This window comes from Microcoleus sp. B5-D4 (assembly GCF_036705145.1).
In the GTDB taxonomy this organism is placed as follows: domain Bacteria; phylum Cyanobacteriota; class Cyanobacteriia; order Cyanobacteriales; family Microcoleaceae; genus Microcoleus.
Window position 1 is genome coordinate 43073 of the sequence record NZ_JAUBTV010000022.1, and the last position, 21465, is coordinate 64537.

The window sequence follows — 21465 nt, forward strand, 5'->3', positions numbered from 1 at the left end:
TTGTTCCCTCAACATCCCTCCCTTAAATCCGTTAAATCCCATTGCTTGCCCGTTGCCGAACTTCCTTCTTCAACAAGCCAGCTTAGCCTCAAAAGCCAAAGAATTAACAGGAAACTCCCCCAGAAGTTCCTCTAAAATCGGAGATTTGAAGTTACAAGGTTGAGGCTTTCCCAAATGATAACCTTGAGCGTAATCTACCCCAAGTTCATTGAGTTTATCCATAATTGTTTGATTTTCAACATACTCCGCAATAGTTTTAATTCCCATGACGTGAGCGATTTTGGTAATAGCTTCCACCATTGCGACATCAATAGGATTATCGACAATATTCTTAATAAAATTGCCGTCTATTTTGAGATAATCAACCGGCAAGCTTTTTAGGTAAGCAAAGGAAGACATCCCGCTGCCGAAGTCGTCCAAGGCAAACTGGCAGCCTAGTTCTTTGAGTTGCCAAATCAAGCTGGCTGCCTTGCTGAGATTACCGATCGCCACGGTTTCGGTAATTTCAAAACAAATTATTTGGGGCGGTATTTGATGGATAGAAAACTGTTCCTGAATAAACTCGATAAACTTTTCTTCGTTGAGGCTGTCCCCAGAAAGGTTGATTGAATAAAGGTTGGGATATTTGCCAAATAAGGATTGCGGATTAGACAAAAGAGAGCAAGCAGGGAAGGTAACTATTTTATCGCTGCCTACTGCAGGGTCTTGGACGAATAAATTGGCCGTGAAAATTTTAGATAAATTGCTAAATAACGTGCGAATTACCCAGCGGTCGATCGCGTGCATCAAGTTGTAGCGTTCTGCAGCGGGAATAAACGCCATCGGCGACACCAACTCACCAGTTTCCAACTGGAGGCGCAGGAGGATTTCGCAGTGGGTTCCGGTGGTTGGAGAGTTGAGCAAAGGTACGATCGGCTGAGAGTACAAGCAAAAGCGATTCTCTTCTAATGCTTGATTAATTTGCACCACCCACTCGGTTTCGCCGTGCTGTTTGATTAATTCTCGATCGCCGGCTTGATAAACCTGTACCCGATTGCGACCTTTATTTTTAGCAGCATAGCAGGCCATATCAGCCGCGCTCAAAATCGCAGATGTCGATGCTGTTTTGGGATTGATTGCTACCAAACCGATACTGACGCCGATCGAAAAAGTTTTGTCCTGCCACGCAAAGCGGAAGCCCTGAATGCTTCGCAGCAGCGTTTCAGCAACATTCAATCCTCGTTCGACGGGACGATTGTACAGGAGTACGGCAAATTCATCGCCGCCGAGACGCGCCAAAATATCGGTTTTGTGGATATTGCTTTTAAATAGCTGGCTGACTTGGCGAAGCAGTTCGTCCCCTGCAGCATGACCGGAGGTGTCGTTAACTATTTTGAAGCGATCGAGATCCAGGTAAAGCATTACGTGTTCTTGCCCGTAACCTTGAGCGCCGTGTAGGGCGTGCTCTAGCTGGTACTCAAATTCCCGGCGGTTGACTAATTGCGTCAGGGGGTCATGAGTTGCCTGCCAGGTGAGTTGCCGCGCTTGAGTTCGCACTTGGGTGACATCTCGGAACACAACGACGGCCCCGACAATTTCGCCGCTGCTAGCGTGGATGGGGGCGACGCAGTGGTCGATCGCAAATTCGGTGTTGTTGTGGGCAATCAGCAAATTGTTGCGCCCTTGGTCAACAATCCGACCTTCGGACAAAGCGATTTCGGCGATATTTTCGATCGGCAGCCTGGTAGTTTCGTCAACTATTCTCAGCACGCTGGCGAGGGGCAAACCTTTAGCTTCCGAGGTAGACCAACCCGTGAGTTGTTCGGCCACTGGATTCAGGGTGGAAATGCAGCCGTCGGCGTCAGTAGCGATTACGGCATCGCCGATCGATTGTAGAGTAACAAACGCGAGTTCTTTTTCTTCAAAAAATGCTTGTTCCATGCGCTTGCGATCGGTAATATCTCGCTGCACCGACACCCAGTGGGTAACGTTCCCGGAGTTGTCGGCAATGGGTACGCTGTTGAGTTCCACCCAATAAGTTGAACCGTCTTTGCGGTAGTTGATCAATTCTAGGCGTAGGGGTTCTCGGCGAGAGAAAGCACGGCGAATTTTATCGACTTGGGTGGGGTCGCTTTCTGGGCCGCGCAAGCAACTGGGGGTTTGTCCGATGATTTCTTCGGGTAGGTAGCCCGTCATTTGGGTAAAAGCTTCGTTGGTATAGATGATGGTGGGGTCGGAGATATCGCTATCTCCGGCATCCATAATCACGATTGCGTCGTTAGCGTTCACTACAGCAGATTCTAAAAGGTGGAGTCTGGCCTCGGCCCTAACGCGGGTAGCAATTTCGCTTTCTAGTCTGGCGTTAGTCAAGCTGAGGGATGTGATCGCTTTTTGCAATTCCCTAGTTCTTTCTGTCACTGAATCGTGCAGAACATCTATCGCCCCGGACATTTCCATCGGGTCAAGTACGCGCAGTATGTTGGTTTGAGTAACTATTCCCTCTAGTTCTCCGCGTTCCCCCGTTACTACCAACCTGCGGACTAAACGCTGGTGCATTTCCTGATGAGCTACCCACAGCGAGTCTTCTTGCTTGAGGCTAAATAAAGGGGTACTCATCACAGTTTGGGCGATCGTTTGCGACAAATCTATATCTAAAGCTTGAAATTCCACAATATCCCGTTCTGTGACTATACCTACTGGAATAGGGAACGGTGAATCCCTCGATAATTCTGTTGATTCAGTAATTACTACGCAGCTAACGCGGTGCTGCGCCATCAACTCAGCTAAACTCATAACTGACGCGGAGCGAGGTGCTTGAATGACTTGTGCGGTCATTACTTCTTTCACCCGGCGCATTTTTAAGATATTTGCCGGTTTGAGCATGGCTTGGCGAATGCTTTCCGGGGTAATTACTCCTAAGAGTTGACCTTCACTATCCAATATTGGGAGATGCTTAATTCTTCGTTGCCCCAGCAGAATTAGGGCGCTGAAAATGTCTTGAGTCTCCGATTGTGTCAGAGTTGCTGCAGGCTGCCTCATCACTTCTGCGATGGTGACACCTTTTAAGTTTTTGCCCGAGGCAATCAAATCTACAAGATCCCTTTCTGTGAAGATTCCTTGCAATTGAGAATGTGGAGCACAGGGCGAGGATAATTTTAAGAGTGATTTTTCCACGACAAAGACGCAGACACCTGTCGCGTCTCTGAATGCACTCTTAGTGGGGAGATTTGCGATTTCTGTTAGTTGCTGATAGATATCGGTTGGTGGAATGGCTGCGTTTAGAGAGCAACTTGGGCGCCGTTGGCCCATCAGGGTAATTACGTCTGCTAGTGGGGTATCGGGCGCCACTGTCAAGGGGTAGCGGTCAATTACTTGAGCTAAGGTTGGCAAATACTTGGATGAATCGTTTTTGAGCATATTTAATTGAGTTTTGCGATCGCGTGGACTCTGCGACATTCCAAAAAAGCGCTGATTTCCAAGCACTAGGTGGATTTTTACGGCGCTGCTGAGACCTAATTAAAATTTATTGTTAAAAATGCAGCAGAGCTTGGACTGGGGATCAGGCCAGTGACTGCGTTTCCTCTACCTATAAAGTTAGAAGCTTATCTTTATTTTAAGTTAAATTTTCTATCCCGTGACACATTTATTAAAAATAATGTATTTGTTGTGAACTTTTTGCGATAAGATTATCGGCTAAAATCATCCATAGCATTGCGAATCATCTCCCTCTTCAGAAAGACGCATCTGTTTGCTGTATTAGCTAACCTAGAAAAGGTTACTACAAAAAGGCACTGTATTAAGTTCGGCAGTGTTAAGTTTTGCGAAATAAAGTTTTGCAAGCTGGTCGAGACCATGTATGCGTTGTTGAGGGCAATCGATATCACAGCCAATGTGTGAATTAGATCGCAACTTGCGAAAACAACCATGGTACGATTGTAGATATCAAGACAAGAACTTGAATACAGAGTCTGTGAGGAAAAGAGATTATGAAACGCAATCTATTAGCCGCTACTTTTTTAATTACTCCCCTACTCTTGGCCGGCCCGGCTCGCGCTGAAAATCCCGCTCACGTCAAACAGTTATTGTCAACCGGGCAATGTTTTCAGTGCGACTTGTCAGGAGCAGATTTAACGGGATCTCATTTAATTGGTGCTGATTTGAGAGAAGCAAATTTACGAGGCGCAAACCTATCTAGTGCCAACCTCGAAGGTGCTGACTTGACGGGTGCTAACTTGACGGGTGCTAACTTAACCGCAGTTTTCCTGACTAATGCCAGTTTAAATGACGCAGACCTCGATCGGGCAAATCTGACAGCGGCTATCATTAACACCGCTGACGTATCCGGCGCATCAATGGAAGATATGACCATCACTGATGCAAAAATCTACAATACCCAAATCGGCGTCGGCGGCAGCTACGACCAGTAAACTCGTTAAAAGAATGGAAAACACCAATTTTGAGGTTAAAAACCCGGTTTCTCCCCAGAAACCGGGTTTTTAGTATTTTTGTAGGCTGCCCCGAAGCCTCACATTTTCTATCGTATTTCAAGCGAACAATCTGACCACGAATTTCAAAGGTGGTACCCGCCACGTGATTTATCCGTGGAATCAATCCCAAATCTCAAATCGAAAATCAGAAGAGCCCCCCGCATTTATCTCGCGCAAGTCAATTCTTTAATCTAAAATCTAAAATCTAAAATCGATTGACGCACCCTACCATTACCACTAAAAACCCAAATCAACCGCAATTCGGTGCGCGCAAGCAAACCCAGAAAACGCCACTGCATTTAAACCCTGTCCGGGAAACGTACTGTCACCCACACAATATAAACCAGGCATAGAAGTTCGATTAAACGGCATTCCCAGCAAACCCATTAGCTTCTGTCGCGGAATCGGCCCGTAAGTTCCGTCTTCGCGCCCCAAAAAGCGGCGGTGAGAACGCGCCGTCCCCACTTCCATATAATCCAAACCGGCATCTAAACCGGGAAAAATCTTTTCTAATCTTTCAATAATTCTCCCTGCAGCCTCTTCCTTTTTATCCTCATATTCCTGCTGCGAAAGTCCTTCCCACTCTTCCATCCAACTCGAAGTAAAAGCGTGGACTATGTGATATCCTGCGGGAGCTAAATCCGGGTCTAGCACCGTCGGAATTGACACCAAAACAGTTCCCTCCGGCGCTTCCATTTGGTTCCAATCTTCTAACAAAATGTGGTGGCAGGCACTACCCGCAGGGATTACGCTTGCTTCGACTCCCAAATGCAAACTCAAGAAACTGGGGGCTTTTTGATAGCGCTGCTGCCATTTCTTCTCGCTGGCCGGCATCTCTTCTGCGGGCAGCAATTTCTCAAAAGTATCCCACCGCGTGGCGTTAGAAACTATCCGCTTTGCCCGGTAAACTTCGCCGGTTGCTAGCTCGACTCCGACAGCGCGGCCGTTTTCTGTGATAATTTTTTTCGCTTTAGCTTTGTATTGAATTTTCCCGCCACATTTTTCTAATCCTTCTACTAATTTTTGGGCGATTTGACCGACTCCGCCTTTGGGATAATTGATGCCACCGTAATGCCTGTCGGAAAATACCATTCCGGCATTAATCATCGGCGTCAAGTCTGCGGGTACTACAGACCAGTAGTAGCATTCCATGTCGATAAATTTCAGCAAAGTAGGGTCTTTTATGTAGCGCCGCGCTATGTCGCCAGTATTTTGAGGCAGATATTTTACTAATCCCAAACAGGCTAAAGGATTCTGAAAAAAGACTCGGACGAGATATCCGGGTTCTTCTAGGGATAGCAATTCCATGCCGTTGAGGCAGTTGAAGACGTTCCAGCATTCGCCGTAAAATTTGTGGATTCCTTCGCGTTCGTGAGGGAACCTGTCTGTTAATTCTTGCAAGTATTTGTCATAAGCTTGGGGAACTTCAAGTTCCAAGCCGCTGGGTAAGTGATAGTGAAGCTGTACGGGGTCGGGAATGGTTTCTAAGGTGACGTTGACTGCTTTCAGGGCGCGGGTGAGGAGGTTGGTGGTGCCGCGCTGTCCGAAACCAAAAATCATAGAAGCGCCGACATCGAATCTGTAGCCTTCTCGATCGAAATATCCAGCGCTACCCCCCGGAATTGTATAGCTTTCGAGCACTAAAACTTTGGCTTTCTTAGCGGCTAGCTGGGTGGCTGTCACGAGTCCACCAATGCCGGAACCGATGACAATCACATCAAACTCTTGCTCTGTTGGACGGGAGTTGGGAGAAAATAACTGGGATTGGGTAGGAGCTGACATTCGGTTAAAAATCTTAATAATTCTATGATTTTACAGTCGATCGCTCCCGAAGCAAGAAGTTCGGCAACGGATGTCAAGAAGACCGAAGTTCGGCAATGCCCGATGCCCAATGCCCAATGCCCAATGCCCAATGCCCTGTTTGGCCGATGCCCTGTTTGGCCGATGCCCTGTTTGGCCGATGCCCCTGCTTCCCAAAAAAATGCGGGAACAGTCTACCATTGCCGACTGCCCCCGTCTGCCGATCCTTTGAGAGGAGAACACTAAAAATCAATATAGCCTTGTTGCTAATTAATGTCAATACTATTAGAAAAATATTTCAATAAGCGGATGGAGGTCGATCGGCGAATGGGTTCTAACTCAATCTCTGGCTTGTATGCGCCCTCAAGGATGTGATAAGTTGCACAGAGCGATCGATCGCCCGTTGGCGAAGCCCGCCTCTACGGGGGCTACGCCAACGAAGCTGATCGATCGCACCGCATAAAATCCCTCAAACCTAGCAATCTCCCCAATTTCCTAATGTCCCTGCAACTGCGCGTTTACGTTCCTCCGCATCCATTAATTAAACACTGGCTGGCTGTTGCCCGCGACGCCGCCACCCCCTCGGTACTTTTTCGTTCTGCGATGACAGAATTGGGAAGGTGGCTGGCTTACGAGGCGATTCGAGAATGGCTGCCGACAGTGGAAACAACGGTGCAAACGCCTTTGGCAGAATGTCCGGCGACTTTTATCAACCCAGAAGCTCCGTTAGTTGTGGTACCGATTTTGCGGGCGGGTTTGTCACTGCTAGAAGGAATTCAGACGGTTGTGCCGCTGGCGTCGGTTTACCACCTCGGCATGGCAAGAAATGAGGAGACGCTGCAACCGATTTGTTATTTGAACAAATTGCCGGCGCAGTTTATCCCGGAAACGCGGGTGATAATTAGCGAGCCGATGCTGGCGACTGGCGGGACGATTATAGCGACTATGCAGGAATTGACTGCACGGGGAATTGATCCGAGCTTAATTCGGATTATCTCTGTGGTGGCTGCTCCTCCGGCTTTGAAGAGGCTGAGTGCAGAGTACCCAAGTTTGATGATTTACACGGCAACGATCGACGAAATAGTCAACGAACAGGGCTTTATTGTACCTGGTTTGGGAGATGCGGGCGATCGAACTTACGGCACATGAAGCGAGTAAGTCAGTCAATCAATTTTCGATTTTAGATTTTAGATTTTAGATTTTCGATTGACTCGACAGATAAGTCTGGGGGCTTGTAGGCCTTTTTGGGGGCGGTGAGTGGTTCCAGGAACCAGTTGCTGAAATATCGGGGGAAAAAGATGACAATCAAGCATCCAGGATACCCGCCACGTGATTCATTCCAACGCGCAAACTCAGGACCCAGAAATAAAAAACCTGTATCCGATGAAACTTGCCCCCGAATTTATCCGTGGGGTCAATCCTTCAATGCTTCAATTCTAAAATCTAAAATCTAAAATCTAAAATCTAAAATCGATTGACCCTGGTTTGGTAAAAGCAGGCACCGAGAGAGTTAGAATCAAAAGTACAAGTCAAAAATAAATAGCGTTTAGCACTCATTGCCCGTGAAACTTGATTCTGTTCCGCCAAGCTTGTCTGCTTCTGACTCAGTAAACCTCAATTATGATTTGCCACAACAGGTACAACTACAAATAAAAGAGGTTACTGAGATTTGTGCTGCTTTAACCCCGGAGTCCGCAGAACTCTCAGTGACTGTAAATCCCGATATTTGTCAGGAACAAAAGAAACTGAAGCCCAAGCACTGGGCAATTTTTGCTTCGACTTTTGCAACTATTTTTTTAGCTGAAATTGGAGACAAAACTCAGCTCGCGATTTTGCTGATGACGGCTGAATCTCGAAATCCTTGGATCGTGTTTGCGGGTGCGGGTTCGGCTTTGATAGCAACCAGTTTGCTGGGGGTGTTGCTGGGAAGGTGGCTGGCTAGTCGGATTGCTCCGAGAACTTTGGAGAGAGCAGCCGGAGTGATTTTACTGGCGATTTCGGCGGTTCTGCTGTGGGAAGTGCTGGGTTAATTGTCTGCCTTGTCGGTAATTCCGAGATTTCTACAATAGCTAACTAAGAACTAAAAAAACATGGACTGGCAACTTTTGGGAATCAGTTTTATTACAGTGTTTTTGTCAGAATTGGGAGACAAAAGTCAATTAGCTGCGATCGCCCTGGGCAGTAGTTGTAACTCGCCGCGGGCTGTATTTTTCGGTACGGCGTCGGCGCTGCTGCTGGCGAGTTTAATCGGCGTGGGCATTGGCTTCAGCACGGCAGAAGTGTTGCCGGAGAGACTGGTAAAGGGACTCGCGGCGATCGGATTTGCGGTGATGGGCTTGCGCCTGCTGTGGCCAAAAGCAGATTTACCGGAAGCCTCCGAGTAGGGCCGGCCGTCAGTCGATTTTAGATTTTAGATTTTAGATTTTAGATTTACTTCACAGATGAATCTGGGAGTTTGAACCAGACTCTAAAATGTTGAGTTCTCCACAACAGGATTTGGGGGCTTGTCTCCGTTTTTGGGCGGGTCAGGAAACTTGAAAATATAGTTATCTCAAATCTGTTAGCATCGGAGATTATTCATATCTCTCTTATCTTCATCTGCGTGAATCAGCGTGAATCCATTGTCATCTGCGGCCCAAGAAATTCTCTTTTTTTAACCGCAGATACAGGCAGATAAACACAGATTAACGCCGCTGAATATCAAATCCGGTGTTTGCGATCGCTAAAGCTAAAATTTAAAAAATTAGCGGGGGGCGTGAATTCACGCCCCCCGCTGCTGGTTGAGTTTTTTTTCTCAACTCAACCTCTGAGTATTATGTCGATTAAACTTGGTTTTGGTAGCACCAACCCAGCAGCGTACCGGCGACAGCCAACTTCAGCGCTTCCAATGCAAAATAGCCTTGGTGCAGTAGATTCATCCCGGCGGGCACTTCTGCTGCGGAATCGAACAGATTTAGCTGCATTCCCAAGGCGCTCATTTGGGGTGTCAGGGCGTAGGTGTCAATCAGGGCGATCGCCAGAAGTACCAATGATAATAAGATTGCTGTGCGGCTGCGCTTGCCGAAGTCACCGACTAAATTGCTCAAAACCATCAAACCCGTTGCCACCACGCCCGCACAGATTAACTCAACGCGGTTGAATCCCCAGAACATTAAATTGCCGGCTGTTGCAAACTCCGGTGATGTCGTCATGCCAGATACGTAGAGACTGGGCATAATTACTAGATCCAAAATCAGGCTAACGCTGAGCCAGAAAATTAGGGCAACCATGACAATTGCTTGCCAGCGCGGTTTGATTGATTCCACTCTTGATGTTGTAATAGCTGTCATATAATTGAGCCTCTAAAATTTTCTTCTGCCTTTTCTAGAGTTTAACTAACTTTTTTCTCAAATCGTGTTAAGTATTTTTAAATTAATGGTAACTTTTGTGTAACAGACGCTGAAGAATTGTTAAGCTCCCTTATGTTTGTCATCACCTCGGTTAACTAATACTAATTCGGAAAAAGTACGGAATAAATTAATAATTACTCACAGGAATTATGCACTGCAACCAAAGACATCGGTTTTTGACCAAGAATTTCAAAGGTGGTACCCGCCACGTGATTTATCCGTGGAATCAATCCAAAATCTAAAATCTAAAATCCTCAAGCCCCCGCCTTTATCCGTGGGGTCGCCTCTAAAATCTAAAATCTAAAATCTAAAATCTAAAACCGATTGATCCTGATTAAACACCGTAACGTATTTTTTATAAAAAACCAGGTTTCAGCGTCCAGAAATAACTCCTAATTTAAGTGTATATGCCTAAATTTCAATTATCCTCTTGGTTGCCCCGTCTCCCCCCTCAAGTTTGGATTCTGGCCGCCGGCAGATTCCTCTCCCAAAGCGGCACCGGTTTTACTTTATTTTACGCGCCGATATTTTTTGTCGATCGCGTGGGTTTATCTGCTACTGCTGTTGGGATTGGTTTGGGTAGCGGTTCAGTTTCGGGAATATTCGGCAGAATTTTGGGCGGTTCTTTTTGCGATTCTAAATTTTGGGGAAGGCGGCGAACTTTATTGCTGGCGACAATTATTTCGGCTGCAGCTTCTTTTGTACTGGCGGCGACTAATGATTTCGCTGGCTTAATTGCGGGCAATTTACTGATGGGTTTTGGTGTGGGTTTGTATTGGCCTCCAACCGAGACGATGGTGGCGGATTTAACTGAGGGCGAACAGCGACAGGAGGCTTTTGCTTTGACGCGGCTTGCTGATAATTTGGGTTTGCAAGTTGGGATTATTTTGGGCGGTTTGTTGATTGCTGTAACGGGGAATTATCGATCGCTCTTTATTATTGATGGTATCTCGTTTTTAGTGCTGTTTGCAGTAGTTGCGATCGCGATCGCCGAAACCTACAAACCAGCTAATCCAGGGGATAGAGGCAAAAAGAATCGGGAAAATGGCTGGATGGTGGCGCTGAGCGATCGAAGTCTTCTAGTTTATGCTTTAGTAAATACCCTGTTCACATTATATATTTCCCAAATCCAAACCACAATGCCGCTGTATTTTAGCAAGTTTGTCGCGGTGGGGACATCGGGAAAAGGCTTTTCTACAGGTACAATTACGGTTTTGTTTGCTTTTAGCACGTTTTTAACTGTGGCTTTGCAACTGCCGGTGGTTAAAGCTTTGAGGCCGTTTTCCCATCCGAAAGCTTTGATGATTTCTGCGCTGTTATGGGGAATGGGATTTATCGCGATCGGCTTGACGGGAATGGCTGCAACTGGCAATCTATTGTTAGCTGTTTTAGGCTTGAGCTTTTTGTCGGTGGCGACTGTTGCTTATACGCCTTTTGCTTCGGCTTTGGTGGTGGATTTAGCGCCGGAGTCTTTGCGGGGCGTGTATTTGGCGGTTAGTTCTCAGTGTTGGGCGATCGGCTATTTAATCGGGCCGCCGCTGGGCGGTTTGGCATTGGATCGGGGTAAATGGGCGGCGGATAATTTTTGGTTGGGTTTGGCTTTTAGTGTGATTGCGGCTGTGGTTATTTTGCAAAAGCTCGATCGAATGTTGAAAAATAGCAGTCATTAGTTATTAGTCATTAGTCATTAGTCAGCAGTCATTAGTTATTAGTCATTAGTTATTAGTCATTAGTCATTTGTTGCTGCTACCAATGCCCTGTTTGGCCAATGCCCTGTTTGGCCAATGCCCTGTTTGGCCAATGCCCTGTTTGGCCAATGCCCTGTTTGGCCAATAACCAATAACTAATTTATTTTCGTCGATCGCCCAATTTGCGGTAAACTGCTCTCAAATCAACTTGATGGTGAGCCAAAGCAACCAAAGCGTGATAAAATAAATCCGCAACTTCCCCAGCAATCCCCTCTTTATCGTCATCTTTGCAAGCCATCACAACTTCCGCCGACTCTTCGCCAATTTTTTTGAGAATCTTGTTGTCGCCGCCCTCGAACAACTTGCAAGTATAAGAACTTTCGTTAGGATTGTCGCGCCGATCGCAAATTACCGCAAATAATTGAGATAACATATCCCCTGGCGGCGGTGAAATTTCCCCATCAACTTGGTGAAAACAACTTCTTTCTCCGGTGTGACAAGCAATATCTCCGACTTGTTCGACTGTCACCAGCAAAGCATCGCTATCGCAGTCGTAACGCAGCCCTTTGACATTTTGAATGTGTCCCGAAGTCGCGCCTTTGGGCCACAATTCGGAACGAGAACGACTCCAGAACCAAGTTTGCCCGGTAGAGAGCGTTTTTTGCAGGGACTCCCGATTCATCCAGGCCATCATTAACACTGTACCGTCTAAATAATCTTGGACGATCGCAGGCACTAAACCGCGATCGTCGTAACGGATCTTTTCAATTGGGATCGATCGGCTCAAACTCGATAAATCAGTAGTAGACATACTTTTATTTCAACTTGGTAAGATAGATTAACGCTTTCCTGTCGGAGATTGTTTTTTTATTAACCGCAGAGAACGCAGAGGACGCAGAGGAAGAGAGAAGATTGAGCAAGGGATGGCTAAATTGTCAAGAACTATTTTACAAAAAATTACATTTTAGGGCGCTCGGTGCTAGTGCGACAAAGCCTAAAAAACCCAAGCTAGTATTGCTACTGATTGGTTTGTACCCTAAAATCTACTAGAATAGTTTCCTTGAATCGACCTAACCTTTATGTTGAACTGGCTATAAAATTATTCTACCAACAACAGACGTTCACTAAGGAGAAAACATTGGTTTCCACAACCTTGAAAACGACCAAATCAGAAGAAATTTTCGCTGCAGCCCAGAAGTTGATGCCCGGTGGCGTCAGTTCCCCCGTCCGCGCCTTCAAATCCGTAGGCGGACAGCCCATCGTCTTTGACAGGGTAAAAGGAGCCTACATTTGGGATGTTGACGAAAACCAATACATTGACTATGTAGGCACTTGGGGCCCTGCCATCTGTGGCCACGCCCACCCGGAAGTCATCAAAGCCTTGCACGAATCTTTAGAAAAAGGTACGAGTTTCGGCGCACCATCGCTGTTGGAAAACGTACTCGCCGAAATGGTCATTGATGCGGTTCCCAGCATTGAAATGGTGCGATTTGTCAACTCCGGCACCGAAGCCTGTATGGCCGTTTTGCGGCTGATGCGAGCTTTCACCGGACGCGATAAACTGATTAAATTTGAAGGCTGCTATCACGGGCACGCCGATATGTTCTTGGTAAAAGCAGGTTCCGGCGTGGCAACTCTGGGCCTTCCCGACTCTCCGGGCGTGCCGAAATCCACTACTGCCAATACCCTCAACGCTCCCTACAATGACTTAGAAGCAGTCAAAGCTTTATTTGCCGAAAATCCCGGCGAGATAGCAGGCGTAATTCTGGAACCAGTGGTGGGGAATGCCGGTTTTATTACCCCGGATGCAGGTTTTCTCGAAGGTTTGCGGGAAATTACTAAAGATAACGGTGCTTTGTTAGTTTTTGATGAAGTAATGACCGGTTTCCGCATCGCCTACGGCGGAGCTCAGGAAAGATTCGGCGTTATACCGGATTTGACTACTTTGGGTAAAGTTATCGGTGGCGGTTTGCCGGTGGGTGCTTACGGGGGAAGGCGGGATATTATGGGGATGGTGGCTCCTGCTGGGCCGATGTATCAAGCGGGTACGCTTTCGGGAAATCCTTTGGCGATGACTGCTGGGATTAAGACTTTGGAATTGCTACAAAAACCCGGCACTTACGAACAGTTGGATAAGATTACTAAAAAACTGTCTGACGGATTGCTAAAAATTGCTAAGGAAGCCGGACACGCGGTTTGGGGCGGGCAAATTAGCGGGATGTTTGGCTTGTTTTTTGCGGCTGGCCCGGTTCACAATTACGAGGATGCGAAGAAGTCGGATTTGACGAAGTTCAGCCGCTTTCACCGGGGAATGTTGGAGCACGGAATTTATCTGGCTCCTTCGCAGTTTGAGGCGGGATTTACTTCTTTGGCTCATACTGACGAAGATATCGATCGAACTTTGGCGGCAGCGCGTGAAGTGATGGCAACTATTTAACCTGTGTAGTAAGGACATTCGTCCTTAAAACTCAGGAATAAATAATTAAAGTCCTTGCTGTTTGTTGGCAGTAAGGACTTTAATTGTTAACTGCTACCCAAGCCGCGTTAAAAACCTCTTGATCATGGCTTACGCAGGGGGCTAGAAACCCGGTTTCTACGAGATTTTGCGACGACTCACGATAAATATACGAAGCAACCGGGTTTCTGAGGTATTGTTTGTTTTCCGATGACCTACTTAATGACGAATGAGTAATGACTGCTGACTCATGAGACTTGAATTGCATATAGCCATCCTCCCATCATTTGTGAATTTCTTGCTCCCTTCCCTTGATAAGGGGAGGGTTGGGGTGGGGTAAAAAATTTACGACTCCTGCAAGGATTGCTATAGCCATCCTAAGTCATTTATGAATTTCTTACTCCCTCCCCTTGATAAGGGGAGGGTTGGGGTGGGGTCGAAAATTTAAGACTCCTGCAAGGATTGCTATACATTCACAAAGTATCTTTAAATGCCTCTGCGTTGCATCAGCCGTTTTCCTGTCGCTCAATGATTTATGCAATAATTCTAATGACTAAGGACTAATGACTACTGACTAAATCAATCATTAATAAATTCACCTTCACAGATAATCGATTCTCTGTTCTCCAAATCTTCTTGATTCCATACCGCGTTTAATGCTGCGGAACTTAAGGAAGTTGACATCGTATTTAAAGTTGTGTTGTAGTATTCTACAGCATTATTAAGTTCCACCTGCGGCGCTTCTTTGAAGTACGAATTAATATCAGGCGTGCACCGCTGGGCTTGGTAGTATACATAAGCTTCAGCATTAATGCACATTACGTGGTAAAAATCCTTATTTGCTGCCGCAACATCTCCAAGTTTATACAGCGCTAAACCCCGGTTGAGATAAGCTTTAACATAGTTCGGATCGAGTTTTACTGCTTGGTCAAAGTCTTCAATTGCCAACTGCATTTGTTTTAATTTATAGCGAACGCAACCTCTGTTATAATAGGCATAAACATTTTGTGGATCGATGCCGAGTGCAATGTTGTAATCGGCCATCGCCTGCGTATTGTCTCCTAATTGGTGGTAACAGAGACCTCGATTTATGTATGCTTTGATATATTTAGGATTCAACCGCAGCGTTTCGTTAAAGTTTTCCGTTGCTGCCTCTTTTTCTCCCAAAAGGTAGTAAGCGCGCCCCCGGTTGTAATAGGTTTTATAATTGTTGGAATTGATAGATAGAGCTCGATTGTAGTCTTCTATTGCTTCTTCGTAATTTCCTAAATTAGCAAGTACAAGTCCCCGGTTGTTGTAGATAGCGTGGCTGTTAGGCTTATTTGCTAAAGCACAGTTTAGATCGTCAATGGCTTTTTCGTGTTCTCCGAGATGACGCCAAGCATTGCCTCGATTCAAGTAAGCCTCGAAGAAATTAGGATTGATATCTAGGGCTTGGCTGAGGTCTGCGATCGCTTTTTGGTAGTCTTTCATGTAATAGTAAACCAAGCCGCGATTGTTGTAGGCTTTGGCATCGGCGGGATTGACTTGCAGTATCTGATCGAAGTCCTCAAGTGCCGCTTCATAGTTTCCTTTCTTGGCGCTGTGCAAACCGCGCTTGTAAAATTGTTTGAGGTTCATAGGTCAACTTTCAGGATTGCTTGATTCTGGGGGTTGATTCCTGTGCAGTCAGTTTTGAGTTCGACAGCCGTTAATCTTTTGAAAGAGCATCCACCTGCGGTCAGAGTCACTCTTCAATAATTCCCGGCAATCTACCGTAAACAGGATTTTGGGTTTATTTTAACAGTAGTTAAATCCTGTTGAAAGGCTCTGCACCTCGGCTGGATTTACTTATTAGTCAGTTCGATTGTTTACCCGATCGACTTAATCTCAAAAGTCTAGTTTTACTTGGTGCTCGGTGTCTCTTGATGCGGCGGCGATCGGCTCGATCGCCCAATTAAGTTTGAGACCGCTACTCAGTATAAATTGTTGCCCGCAGTCCTACCGAGTAAACTCTATATTTTTTTGACAAACTTCGTCTCAGTATTTGCGGCAGTACGTCTCTACAAACTTTTGTTGCCTAATTACCAATTACCGATTGATTTCCTCTTCCACATAAACTCTCAATTTCTCTAAATCTGGAAGTTCGATCAATTCTTGTTCCTTTTCCTTAACCGACATGGGCATCATCACAGGTTTACGCTGCTCTATCCAGCAACTCGCCAGCGGTAAAGTTTGTTCCAAATCTTCCAAAGGCCTCGGAATTACCATCACCGCGTTCAACTCGCCAATTCTCTCAGCTTCGTACATCCCCGCTTCTACGGCTACTGCTACATCTGCAACTGCACCGCGAATAATTGCCGTGCACAAACCGGCGCCAATTTTCTCGTAAGCTGCCAAGTGTACGTCTGCGGATTTGAGCATAGCATCGCAAGCACCGACCATTGCCGGAAATCCCCGGGTTTCGAGCAAACCGATCGCCTGATTGCTAAGCCGAGAATAACTGCCTTTTTCCGAAAGTTCAGTCAGCCGAAAGCCGATCGGCAAAACCACTTCCAAATTAGCCAAAGGTCTAGCAATCACCAACTTAGAAACAAACTGCCCGAACTGTTCGGCAGTTTGAGCTCCAGCTTCCACAGCCAAACGCACATCCGAAATTCTGCCCCGGACGATCGCGGTACAGTGACCGGAACCAATTTTTTCGTATCCTACTAAAATCACTCCTGCCGACTTCAGCATCATGTCAGCAGTCCCCACAATTGCCGGAAAACTCTTGGTGGATACCAAACCCAAAGCAGTGTCTTTGAAGTATTCCTGGCGCTGCGATCGCTCTTCGTGACTGTTACGATCTGTTTGTCCGTCCATCTTCTATTACCCTTAGAAACTTCCCAAAATAAAAATTTGTTGATAGTTTTAGTTTCTCAGATGAGAAGACAGACTGCACGAGCTACAATACACTGATTGCTGCGGCAAAGCCTTACAAATTGCTGAGCTACCAATAATATGAGATTACCTATTTATATTTGATCTTTCTGCCTTTAGCATAGCTGGCTTTTGCCGAAATGACCGAAAAATGAGACGCAAGCCCCTGGCTTCAGCCACGGGGATAAGTCGGTAGCGGTTTTAACCGCATTGAAATTGAATATGTGGTATAAAAGAAGCAGCAAGTAAGAATAACCATCTGCGTGTTGAAACAACAAGCGTGCGGTGAAATCCCGGCAACGGACATATCCGACTTGATTCGGAATAGTTAAAGGGCAAACAAAAGGCAGGTTGTTGAGCGTACCTATCTGGCATTAGTGGTGGACTCCGAAAGCACAAAAGCTAAAAGTATACGCAAAGTTGGGATTTGTCTAAGCTGAGTGGGTAGAGGCGGTTTGATTTCGCCTTTGAAAGTTCAAATACGAACTCTTCAAGAATCCCCGTCCCTTTAGGGATCGGGAGTATCAAGGCTACCCGGAACCGCCCGATAGAGTTTGGCCGTTTTCCTCCGATCGATTAAAAGCTTGCCGGTGCGGAAACAGCGTCCCCAACAGCCGATTGATGTGAGCTTGACCGTACAGAATAGTTGGCGTTTCCCCTGGTTGGGGCGGCTCTGCGGCGGTGGATTCCGGCGGGTCTGGGGCAGTCTCCGGCGCAGTTTGAGGGGGTGTTTGGGCGGGTTGTGGCGGCTCGATCCGCTCGATCGGTCGATCGACTGGTGGCGTAGTGGCTTCGGGGGTTTCTGGTGATGTTGGCGCTGCTGTTGGCGCTGCTGTTGGCGCTGCTGCTGTTGGTTCTGGGGCGACTTGGCGGCTGGTATCTCCCATTAGAGAACCTGCTGGCATAATTTGCATTTTGTCGATACAAGGATTGATTAGGGTCGTCGCGGCGCCAATACAGGCATTTTCCCCGATCGTTCCCGCACCTACCACCAGCACCCCTGCACCCAGAATAACGCCCGCCGCGATTTCCAGAGTACCTTCACGGGCGTGAAGGATAACTCCCATACCGATACAGGCACCGGCGGCGATCGAGATCCGGCTTCCGGGCTCTGCTTGCAGGATTGCTCCAGGGGCGATCGCCGCACCCTCATGAACAACTACATCGCCACTCATCAAAATCTGAGAGTTGCTACTTAATTGCAGGGGCGATAAATACATTCGACTTCACCATGAAAGGAGCTATTTTTTTCGATAAAACGACTTTAAATTATGGGTTTTCTCGACTGATAAATTTAACCATGTCAATCTAAGAAACGATAATTTACTAATACTGAGAAGCTTGATGCTTTAACGTTTTATAGAAACTTTCCGAAGATTCTAGATTTTGACCAACATTTCTCATTCGAGCTTTTTAACTATCTCAAATCCAACTTCAATCCGCTGGGGTTTCTCCCGTTGGCCCCAACGCGAGGGCTTAACGGGAGAAACAAGCTAATTACCTAGCAAATTAAGGTCGTTGGATAATTTCTTCGAGCACCCGGCGCTTCGCCTTGGAGTCGATGCCCAGCAAGCGGACGTACTCGCCGCTGTGTTCTTTGAGACAGCTTTCGAGGGCAGAAATCACTTCGGCTTCGCGGTTGGATGAGATCGGGGCGCAACTGTTCCAAGAACCGGTGCGGAAACGGCGCGCGTCGGCGTGTTCCGTGCCAATTTTGTAGCCTTGGGAAAGCAGGTTGCGGATTTGGTCGATCGTCTTGCCGGTCAAACTGCCGCTACTGGCCGAACCAGTCGAAGCTGCTTTGTATCCCGATGTTGCTGCCGGCTTAGCCGATTGAGCAACTGGGCCGTCGGGACGCTGAATAATTTCTTCAACCACGCGCCGCTTAGCTTTCGGGTCAATCCCGATCAAGCGCACGTATTCGCCCGGGTACTCGTTCATCACAGCTTCCAAAGCGGCGATCGCCTCAGATTCGTTTTTCACTTGCAGCGAAGCCCCGCTTTGCCAAGAACTGGTGCGGAAGCGGCGCGCGTCGGCGTGTTCCGTGCCAATTTTGTAGCCTTGAGCTAGCAAGCCACGAACCTGAGTCACTGTTTCGGCACTCAATTTTCCGCTTGACACGGAACCGCTATTGTGGTATGAAGCTTGTTGTGCAACTTTACCGTTAGATTGGTGAGTTTTCGCACCGTTAGAACCGTTAGAGCCGTTGTCTCCCGGTCTTTGGACGATTTCTTCTAGTACGCGGCGCTTGGCTTTGGTGTCAATCCCGATCAAGCGGACGTATTCTCCTTGGTGCTCGGCCATGCAAGCTGACAAAGCCGCGATTACTTCTGAGTCACGGGTTGAGGAAATCGGGCCGCAAGTACGCCAAGAACCGGTACGGAAGCGGCGTGCGTCGGCGTGTTCGGCTCCCACGCTGTATCCTTGAGCTAATAAATTGCGGATGCTATCGGCCAGAGTTGAACTCAATTGGGTGCCGGCATGGGTAGAATATTTGGTTTGAGTCATATTGGAGTTTTTAGTTTGCTCGTTGCGAATTGGTGCTAGACAGGCGATGTTCTCAGCGCAGCGATAACCCGTTCTCAGAGCGTCATTGATGCCGATGACATGGGTCGCAAATTCAATGTCAGAATCTTGAACGTCAGGCAAGCGATCGGCTTGCTTTTGATTAGTGATGATGGCTCCCGAAGGTACGTACTTACCGGGGGGAATCTCCACATCTTTAATTAGTACGTGCATCATGACAATGCAGCCGTTGCCCACTCTGGCATTGAACACCGTAGAGCGAAAGCCGATAAAGCAGTCGTCGCCCACGTATGCCGGGCCGTGAATTAAACTCATGTGGGTGAGGGAAGTATTTTTCCCCACCCACACAGAATAGGATTTGTCGTCGTCTCCTGTGACTCGGCCTTGTTCTAGGCCGTGAATCACTACTCCGTCTTGAATATTGCTTCGTTCTCCGATATAAAACGGAGTGCCTTCATCGGCGCGGATAGATGTCCCGGGGGCAATCATCACATTAGAACCGATATGCACATCCCCAATAATGTTAGAAAAGGAATGTACGAAGGCGGTGTCGTGAATTTTGGGCTCAGCCAAGTTTTTCGACCAAGGCGTCGGGGGAGCCGCAACATTGCGGACTGCCATAAATTAAGTTCTCCTAAGCTGAAAAATTTTTTTGTTAGTTGTTAGTTGTTAGTTGTTAGTTGTTAGTTATTCTTCCACTAACTGCTAACTGCTAACGGTGGCAACTAGCGGTACGGGTCGTCTTTTTTACTGTAAATGAGGCGGTTTTCTACATTGACAGTATCTATAATGCCTACTACTAGAGCATCGATCGGACGGTTTTCGCTTCCGGGCGCGATCCGGGCTGCGCTGCCTCGGGTTACTAAAACCCATTCATCTATACCAGCGCCCACACAGTCAGCGGCTACCTCATAGCCGGGAACTGGCGAACCTTCCTCATCGATGAATTGCAGCAGTAGAAATTTCGATCCTCTCAGTGTCGGCTCTTTTTGGGTACTGACAACTGTGCCGAGAACTTTGGCCATTTGCATTTTAGGTAATAGGTAATAGGTAATTGGTAATTGTCATTTTTACACTGTCACTTGTCTTTTTTTAATTAGCTCTGTCCTCAGTCCGCTGTCCGCCTTTTAGAGCTTCGTCTAGTAACTAATCACTCATGACTGATGACTGATGACTAATAACCAATATCCCATACCCACCTCAATTAAAAATTAAAAATGCTAAATCAAAAACATCGCGATTTTTAATTTTTAATTACCAAACGCCCCTAACAGCCGTGAAGCGAAGCTATCCCGTAGGGAATCGCCTATCTTATGATCTGTTGAGAGGGCGAATGCCGCTGACGCCTTCACGGAACTGTTCTACAGCTTCGGTGTAGCGAATCGGCAGCACGTACTCTAAGTTTTCGTGAGGGCGGGCGATAATGTGGGTAGACATCACTTGTCCGCCGTTAACGCGCTTCACTGACTCTACTCCGGCTGCGACAGAAGCTTGCACTTCCGAGACATCTCCTCTTACAATGACCGTAACCCGAGCGCTACCGATTTTTTCGTAGCCTACCAAGGTGACGCGGGCTGCTTTGACCATCGCGTCAGCGGCTTCTACCACTGCGGGGAAGCCTAGGGTTTCGATCATGCCAACTGCAATTGCCATTGGTTTTACTCCTGATTGAATATTTGGGGAACTAAACAGTTAATTTTTGACGATCGCACAAATTTTTCTTTAACGAAATTTTTGTGCGCTAAGAACTTAGTAGCCTCGGAACTGTTCTACTGCTTCTGTATATCGAATCGGCAGAACGTATTCTAGGTTTTCGTGGGGGCGAGCGATGATGTGGGTAGAGACGACTTCTCCGCCGTTCACCCGCTTGACGGATTCCACTCCTGCTGCGACTGAGGCTTGGACTTCCGACACGTTGCCGCGCACAATTACGGTGACGCGGGCGCTGCCGATTTTTTCATAGCCCACGAGGGTAACGCGGGCAGCTTTGACCATAGCATCGGCAGCTTCCACCACAGCGGGAAAACCTTTTGTCTCAATCATTCCCACGGCAATTGACATTTTTGAATCTCCTTTGAGGATGAGCGAAATTACCGTTACAAATCTTTGAGAAATCTAAAAATTTGGACGGGGAGGCCCACATTTTTTAGTAAGGCAGTGTAAAGCTTCCTATCCTATAAGAATAGGGGAAGCTGTCCACCTTGACAATATAAACTAACATCATAATGTTTAATAACAAA

At 47.0% G+C, this 21465-nt stretch carries 18 protein-coding genes; 7 read left to right on the top strand and 11 right to left on the bottom strand.

Going from position 1 to position 21465, the window contains the following annotated elements:
• Nucleotides 1–69: 69 nt before the first annotated feature.
• Nucleotides 70–3435, bottom strand: coding sequence for an EAL domain-containing protein (locus tag QUB10_RS13215; RefSeq protein WP_333202700.1), 3366 nt, complete (start codon nt 3433–3435; stop codon nt 70–72).
• 530 nt (nt 3436–3965) lie between these two features.
• On the opposite strand from QUB10_RS13215, the gene QUB10_RS13220 reads away from it, so the two are divergent.
• Nucleotides 3966–4406 carry a pentapeptide repeat-containing protein gene (locus QUB10_RS13220; protein WP_333202702.1) on the top strand — a complete coding sequence of 147 codons (441 nt, stop codon included), beginning with the start codon at nt 3966–3968 and terminating at the stop codon, nt 4404–4406.
• A 297-nt stretch (nt 4407–4703) separates the two neighbouring features.
• On the opposite strand, the gene crtH is transcribed toward QUB10_RS13220, so the two are convergent.
• Nucleotides 4704–6248 (bottom strand): carotenoid isomerase, encoded by a 1545-nt coding sequence (gene crtH, locus QUB10_RS13225; protein ID WP_333202704.1) that lies wholly within the window; start codon nt 6246–6248, stop codon nt 4704–4706.
• 24 nt (nt 6249–6272) lie between these two features.
• On the opposite strand from crtH, the gene QUB10_RS13230 reads away from it, so the two are divergent.
• The 4 genes from QUB10_RS13230 to QUB10_RS13245 all read left to right on the top strand — a co-directional run bounded on the left by QUB10_RS13230 (nt 6273) and on the right by QUB10_RS13245 (nt 8650).
• The gene (locus tag QUB10_RS13230; RefSeq protein WP_333202706.1) at nt 6273–6512 is read left to right on the top strand and encodes a hypothetical protein; all 240 of its coding nucleotides are present in this window, start codon (nt 6273–6275) and stop codon (nt 6510–6512) included.
• Between the two features lie 252 nt (nt 6513–6764).
• Entirely contained in the window at nt 6765–7415 is a 651-nt protein-coding gene (gene upp / locus QUB10_RS13235; RefSeq protein ID WP_333202708.1) for a uracil phosphoribosyltransferase, read from the top strand.
• 413 nt (nt 7416–7828) lie between these two features.
• On the top strand, nt 7829–8296 hold the full coding sequence (locus QUB10_RS13240) for a TMEM165/GDT1 family protein (protein ID WP_333202710.1): 468 nt from the start codon (nt 7829–7831) through the stop codon (nt 8294–8296).
• Nucleotides 8297–8356: 60 nt separating this feature from the next.
• A complete protein-coding gene (locus QUB10_RS13245; RefSeq protein ID WP_333082112.1) occupies nt 8357–8650 on the top strand; it encodes a TMEM165/GDT1 family protein in 294 nt (97 codons plus the stop codon).
• Between the two features lie 438 nt (nt 8651–9088).
• Here QUB10_RS13245 and QUB10_RS13250 read toward each other — a convergent pair whose 3' ends face one another.
• Nucleotides 9089–9595: a hypothetical protein gene (locus QUB10_RS13250; protein WP_333202712.1), complete on the bottom strand. Its 507-nt coding sequence runs from the start codon at nt 9593–9595 to the stop codon at nt 9089–9091.
• A 467-nt stretch (nt 9596–10062) separates the two neighbouring features.
• Between QUB10_RS13250 and QUB10_RS13255 the strand changes: the two genes are divergently transcribed.
• Nucleotides 10063–11325: an MFS transporter gene (locus QUB10_RS13255; RefSeq protein ID WP_333202714.1), complete on the top strand. Its 1263-nt coding sequence runs from the start codon at nt 10063–10065 to the stop codon at nt 11323–11325.
• Nucleotides 11326–11503: 178 nt separating this feature from the next.
• Here the strand turns inward: QUB10_RS13255 and hisIE are convergent, their stop codons facing one another.
• On the bottom strand, nt 11504–12154 hold the full coding sequence (hisIE, locus tag QUB10_RS13260; RefSeq protein WP_333202715.1) for a bifunctional phosphoribosyl-AMP cyclohydrolase/phosphoribosyl-ATP diphosphatase HisIE: 651 nt from the start codon (nt 12152–12154) through the stop codon (nt 11504–11506).
• 327 nt (nt 12155–12481) lie between these two features.
• On the opposite strand from hisIE, the gene hemL reads away from it, so the two are divergent.
• Nucleotides 12482–13780, top strand: a complete 1299-nt coding sequence (gene hemL, locus QUB10_RS13265) for a glutamate-1-semialdehyde 2,1-aminomutase (RefSeq protein ID WP_333202717.1) — start codon at nt 12482–12484, stop codon at nt 13778–13780.
• A gap of 597 nt (nt 13781–14377) precedes the next feature.
• Here the strand turns inward: hemL and QUB10_RS13270 are convergent.
• The 7 genes from QUB10_RS13270 to QUB10_RS13300 all read right to left on the bottom strand — a co-directional run bounded on the left by QUB10_RS13270 (nt 14378) and on the right by QUB10_RS13300 (nt 21286).
• The gene (locus QUB10_RS13270) at nt 14378–15418 is read right to left on the bottom strand and encodes a tetratricopeptide repeat protein (RefSeq protein ID WP_333202719.1); all 1041 of its coding nucleotides are present in this window, start codon (nt 15416–15418) and stop codon (nt 14378–14380) included.
• Nucleotides 15419–15868: 450 nt separating this feature from the next.
• On the bottom strand, nt 15869–16642 hold the full coding sequence (locus tag QUB10_RS13275) for a BMC domain-containing protein (protein WP_333202721.1): 774 nt from the start codon (nt 16640–16642) through the stop codon (nt 15869–15871).
• A gap of 587 nt (nt 16643–17229) precedes the next feature.
• Entirely contained in the window at nt 17230–17919 is a 690-nt protein-coding gene (locus tag QUB10_RS13280; RefSeq protein ID WP_333202723.1) for a carbon dioxide concentrating mechanism protein, read from the bottom strand.
• 289 nt (nt 17920–18208) lie between these two features.
• On the bottom strand, nt 18209–19846 hold the full coding sequence (locus QUB10_RS13285) for a ribulose bisphosphate carboxylase small subunit (RefSeq protein WP_333202725.1): 1638 nt from the start codon (nt 19844–19846) through the stop codon (nt 18209–18211).
• Between the two features lie 104 nt (nt 19847–19950).
• Nucleotides 19951–20256, bottom strand: coding sequence for a EutN/CcmL family microcompartment protein (locus QUB10_RS13290; RefSeq protein ID WP_172186882.1), 306 nt, complete (start codon nt 20254–20256; stop codon nt 19951–19953).
• Between the two features lie 280 nt (nt 20257–20536).
• Nucleotides 20537–20878 carry a carbon dioxide-concentrating mechanism protein CcmK gene (locus QUB10_RS13295; RefSeq protein ID WP_006635058.1) on the bottom strand — a complete coding sequence of 114 codons (342 nt, stop codon included), beginning with the start codon at nt 20876–20878 and terminating at the stop codon, nt 20537–20539.
• 96 nt (nt 20879–20974) lie between these two features.
• Nucleotides 20975–21286: a carbon dioxide-concentrating mechanism protein CcmK gene (locus tag QUB10_RS13300; RefSeq protein WP_006635059.1), complete on the bottom strand. Its 312-nt coding sequence runs from the start codon at nt 21284–21286 to the stop codon at nt 20975–20977.
• Between the last annotated feature and the right edge of the window lie 179 nt (nt 21287–21465).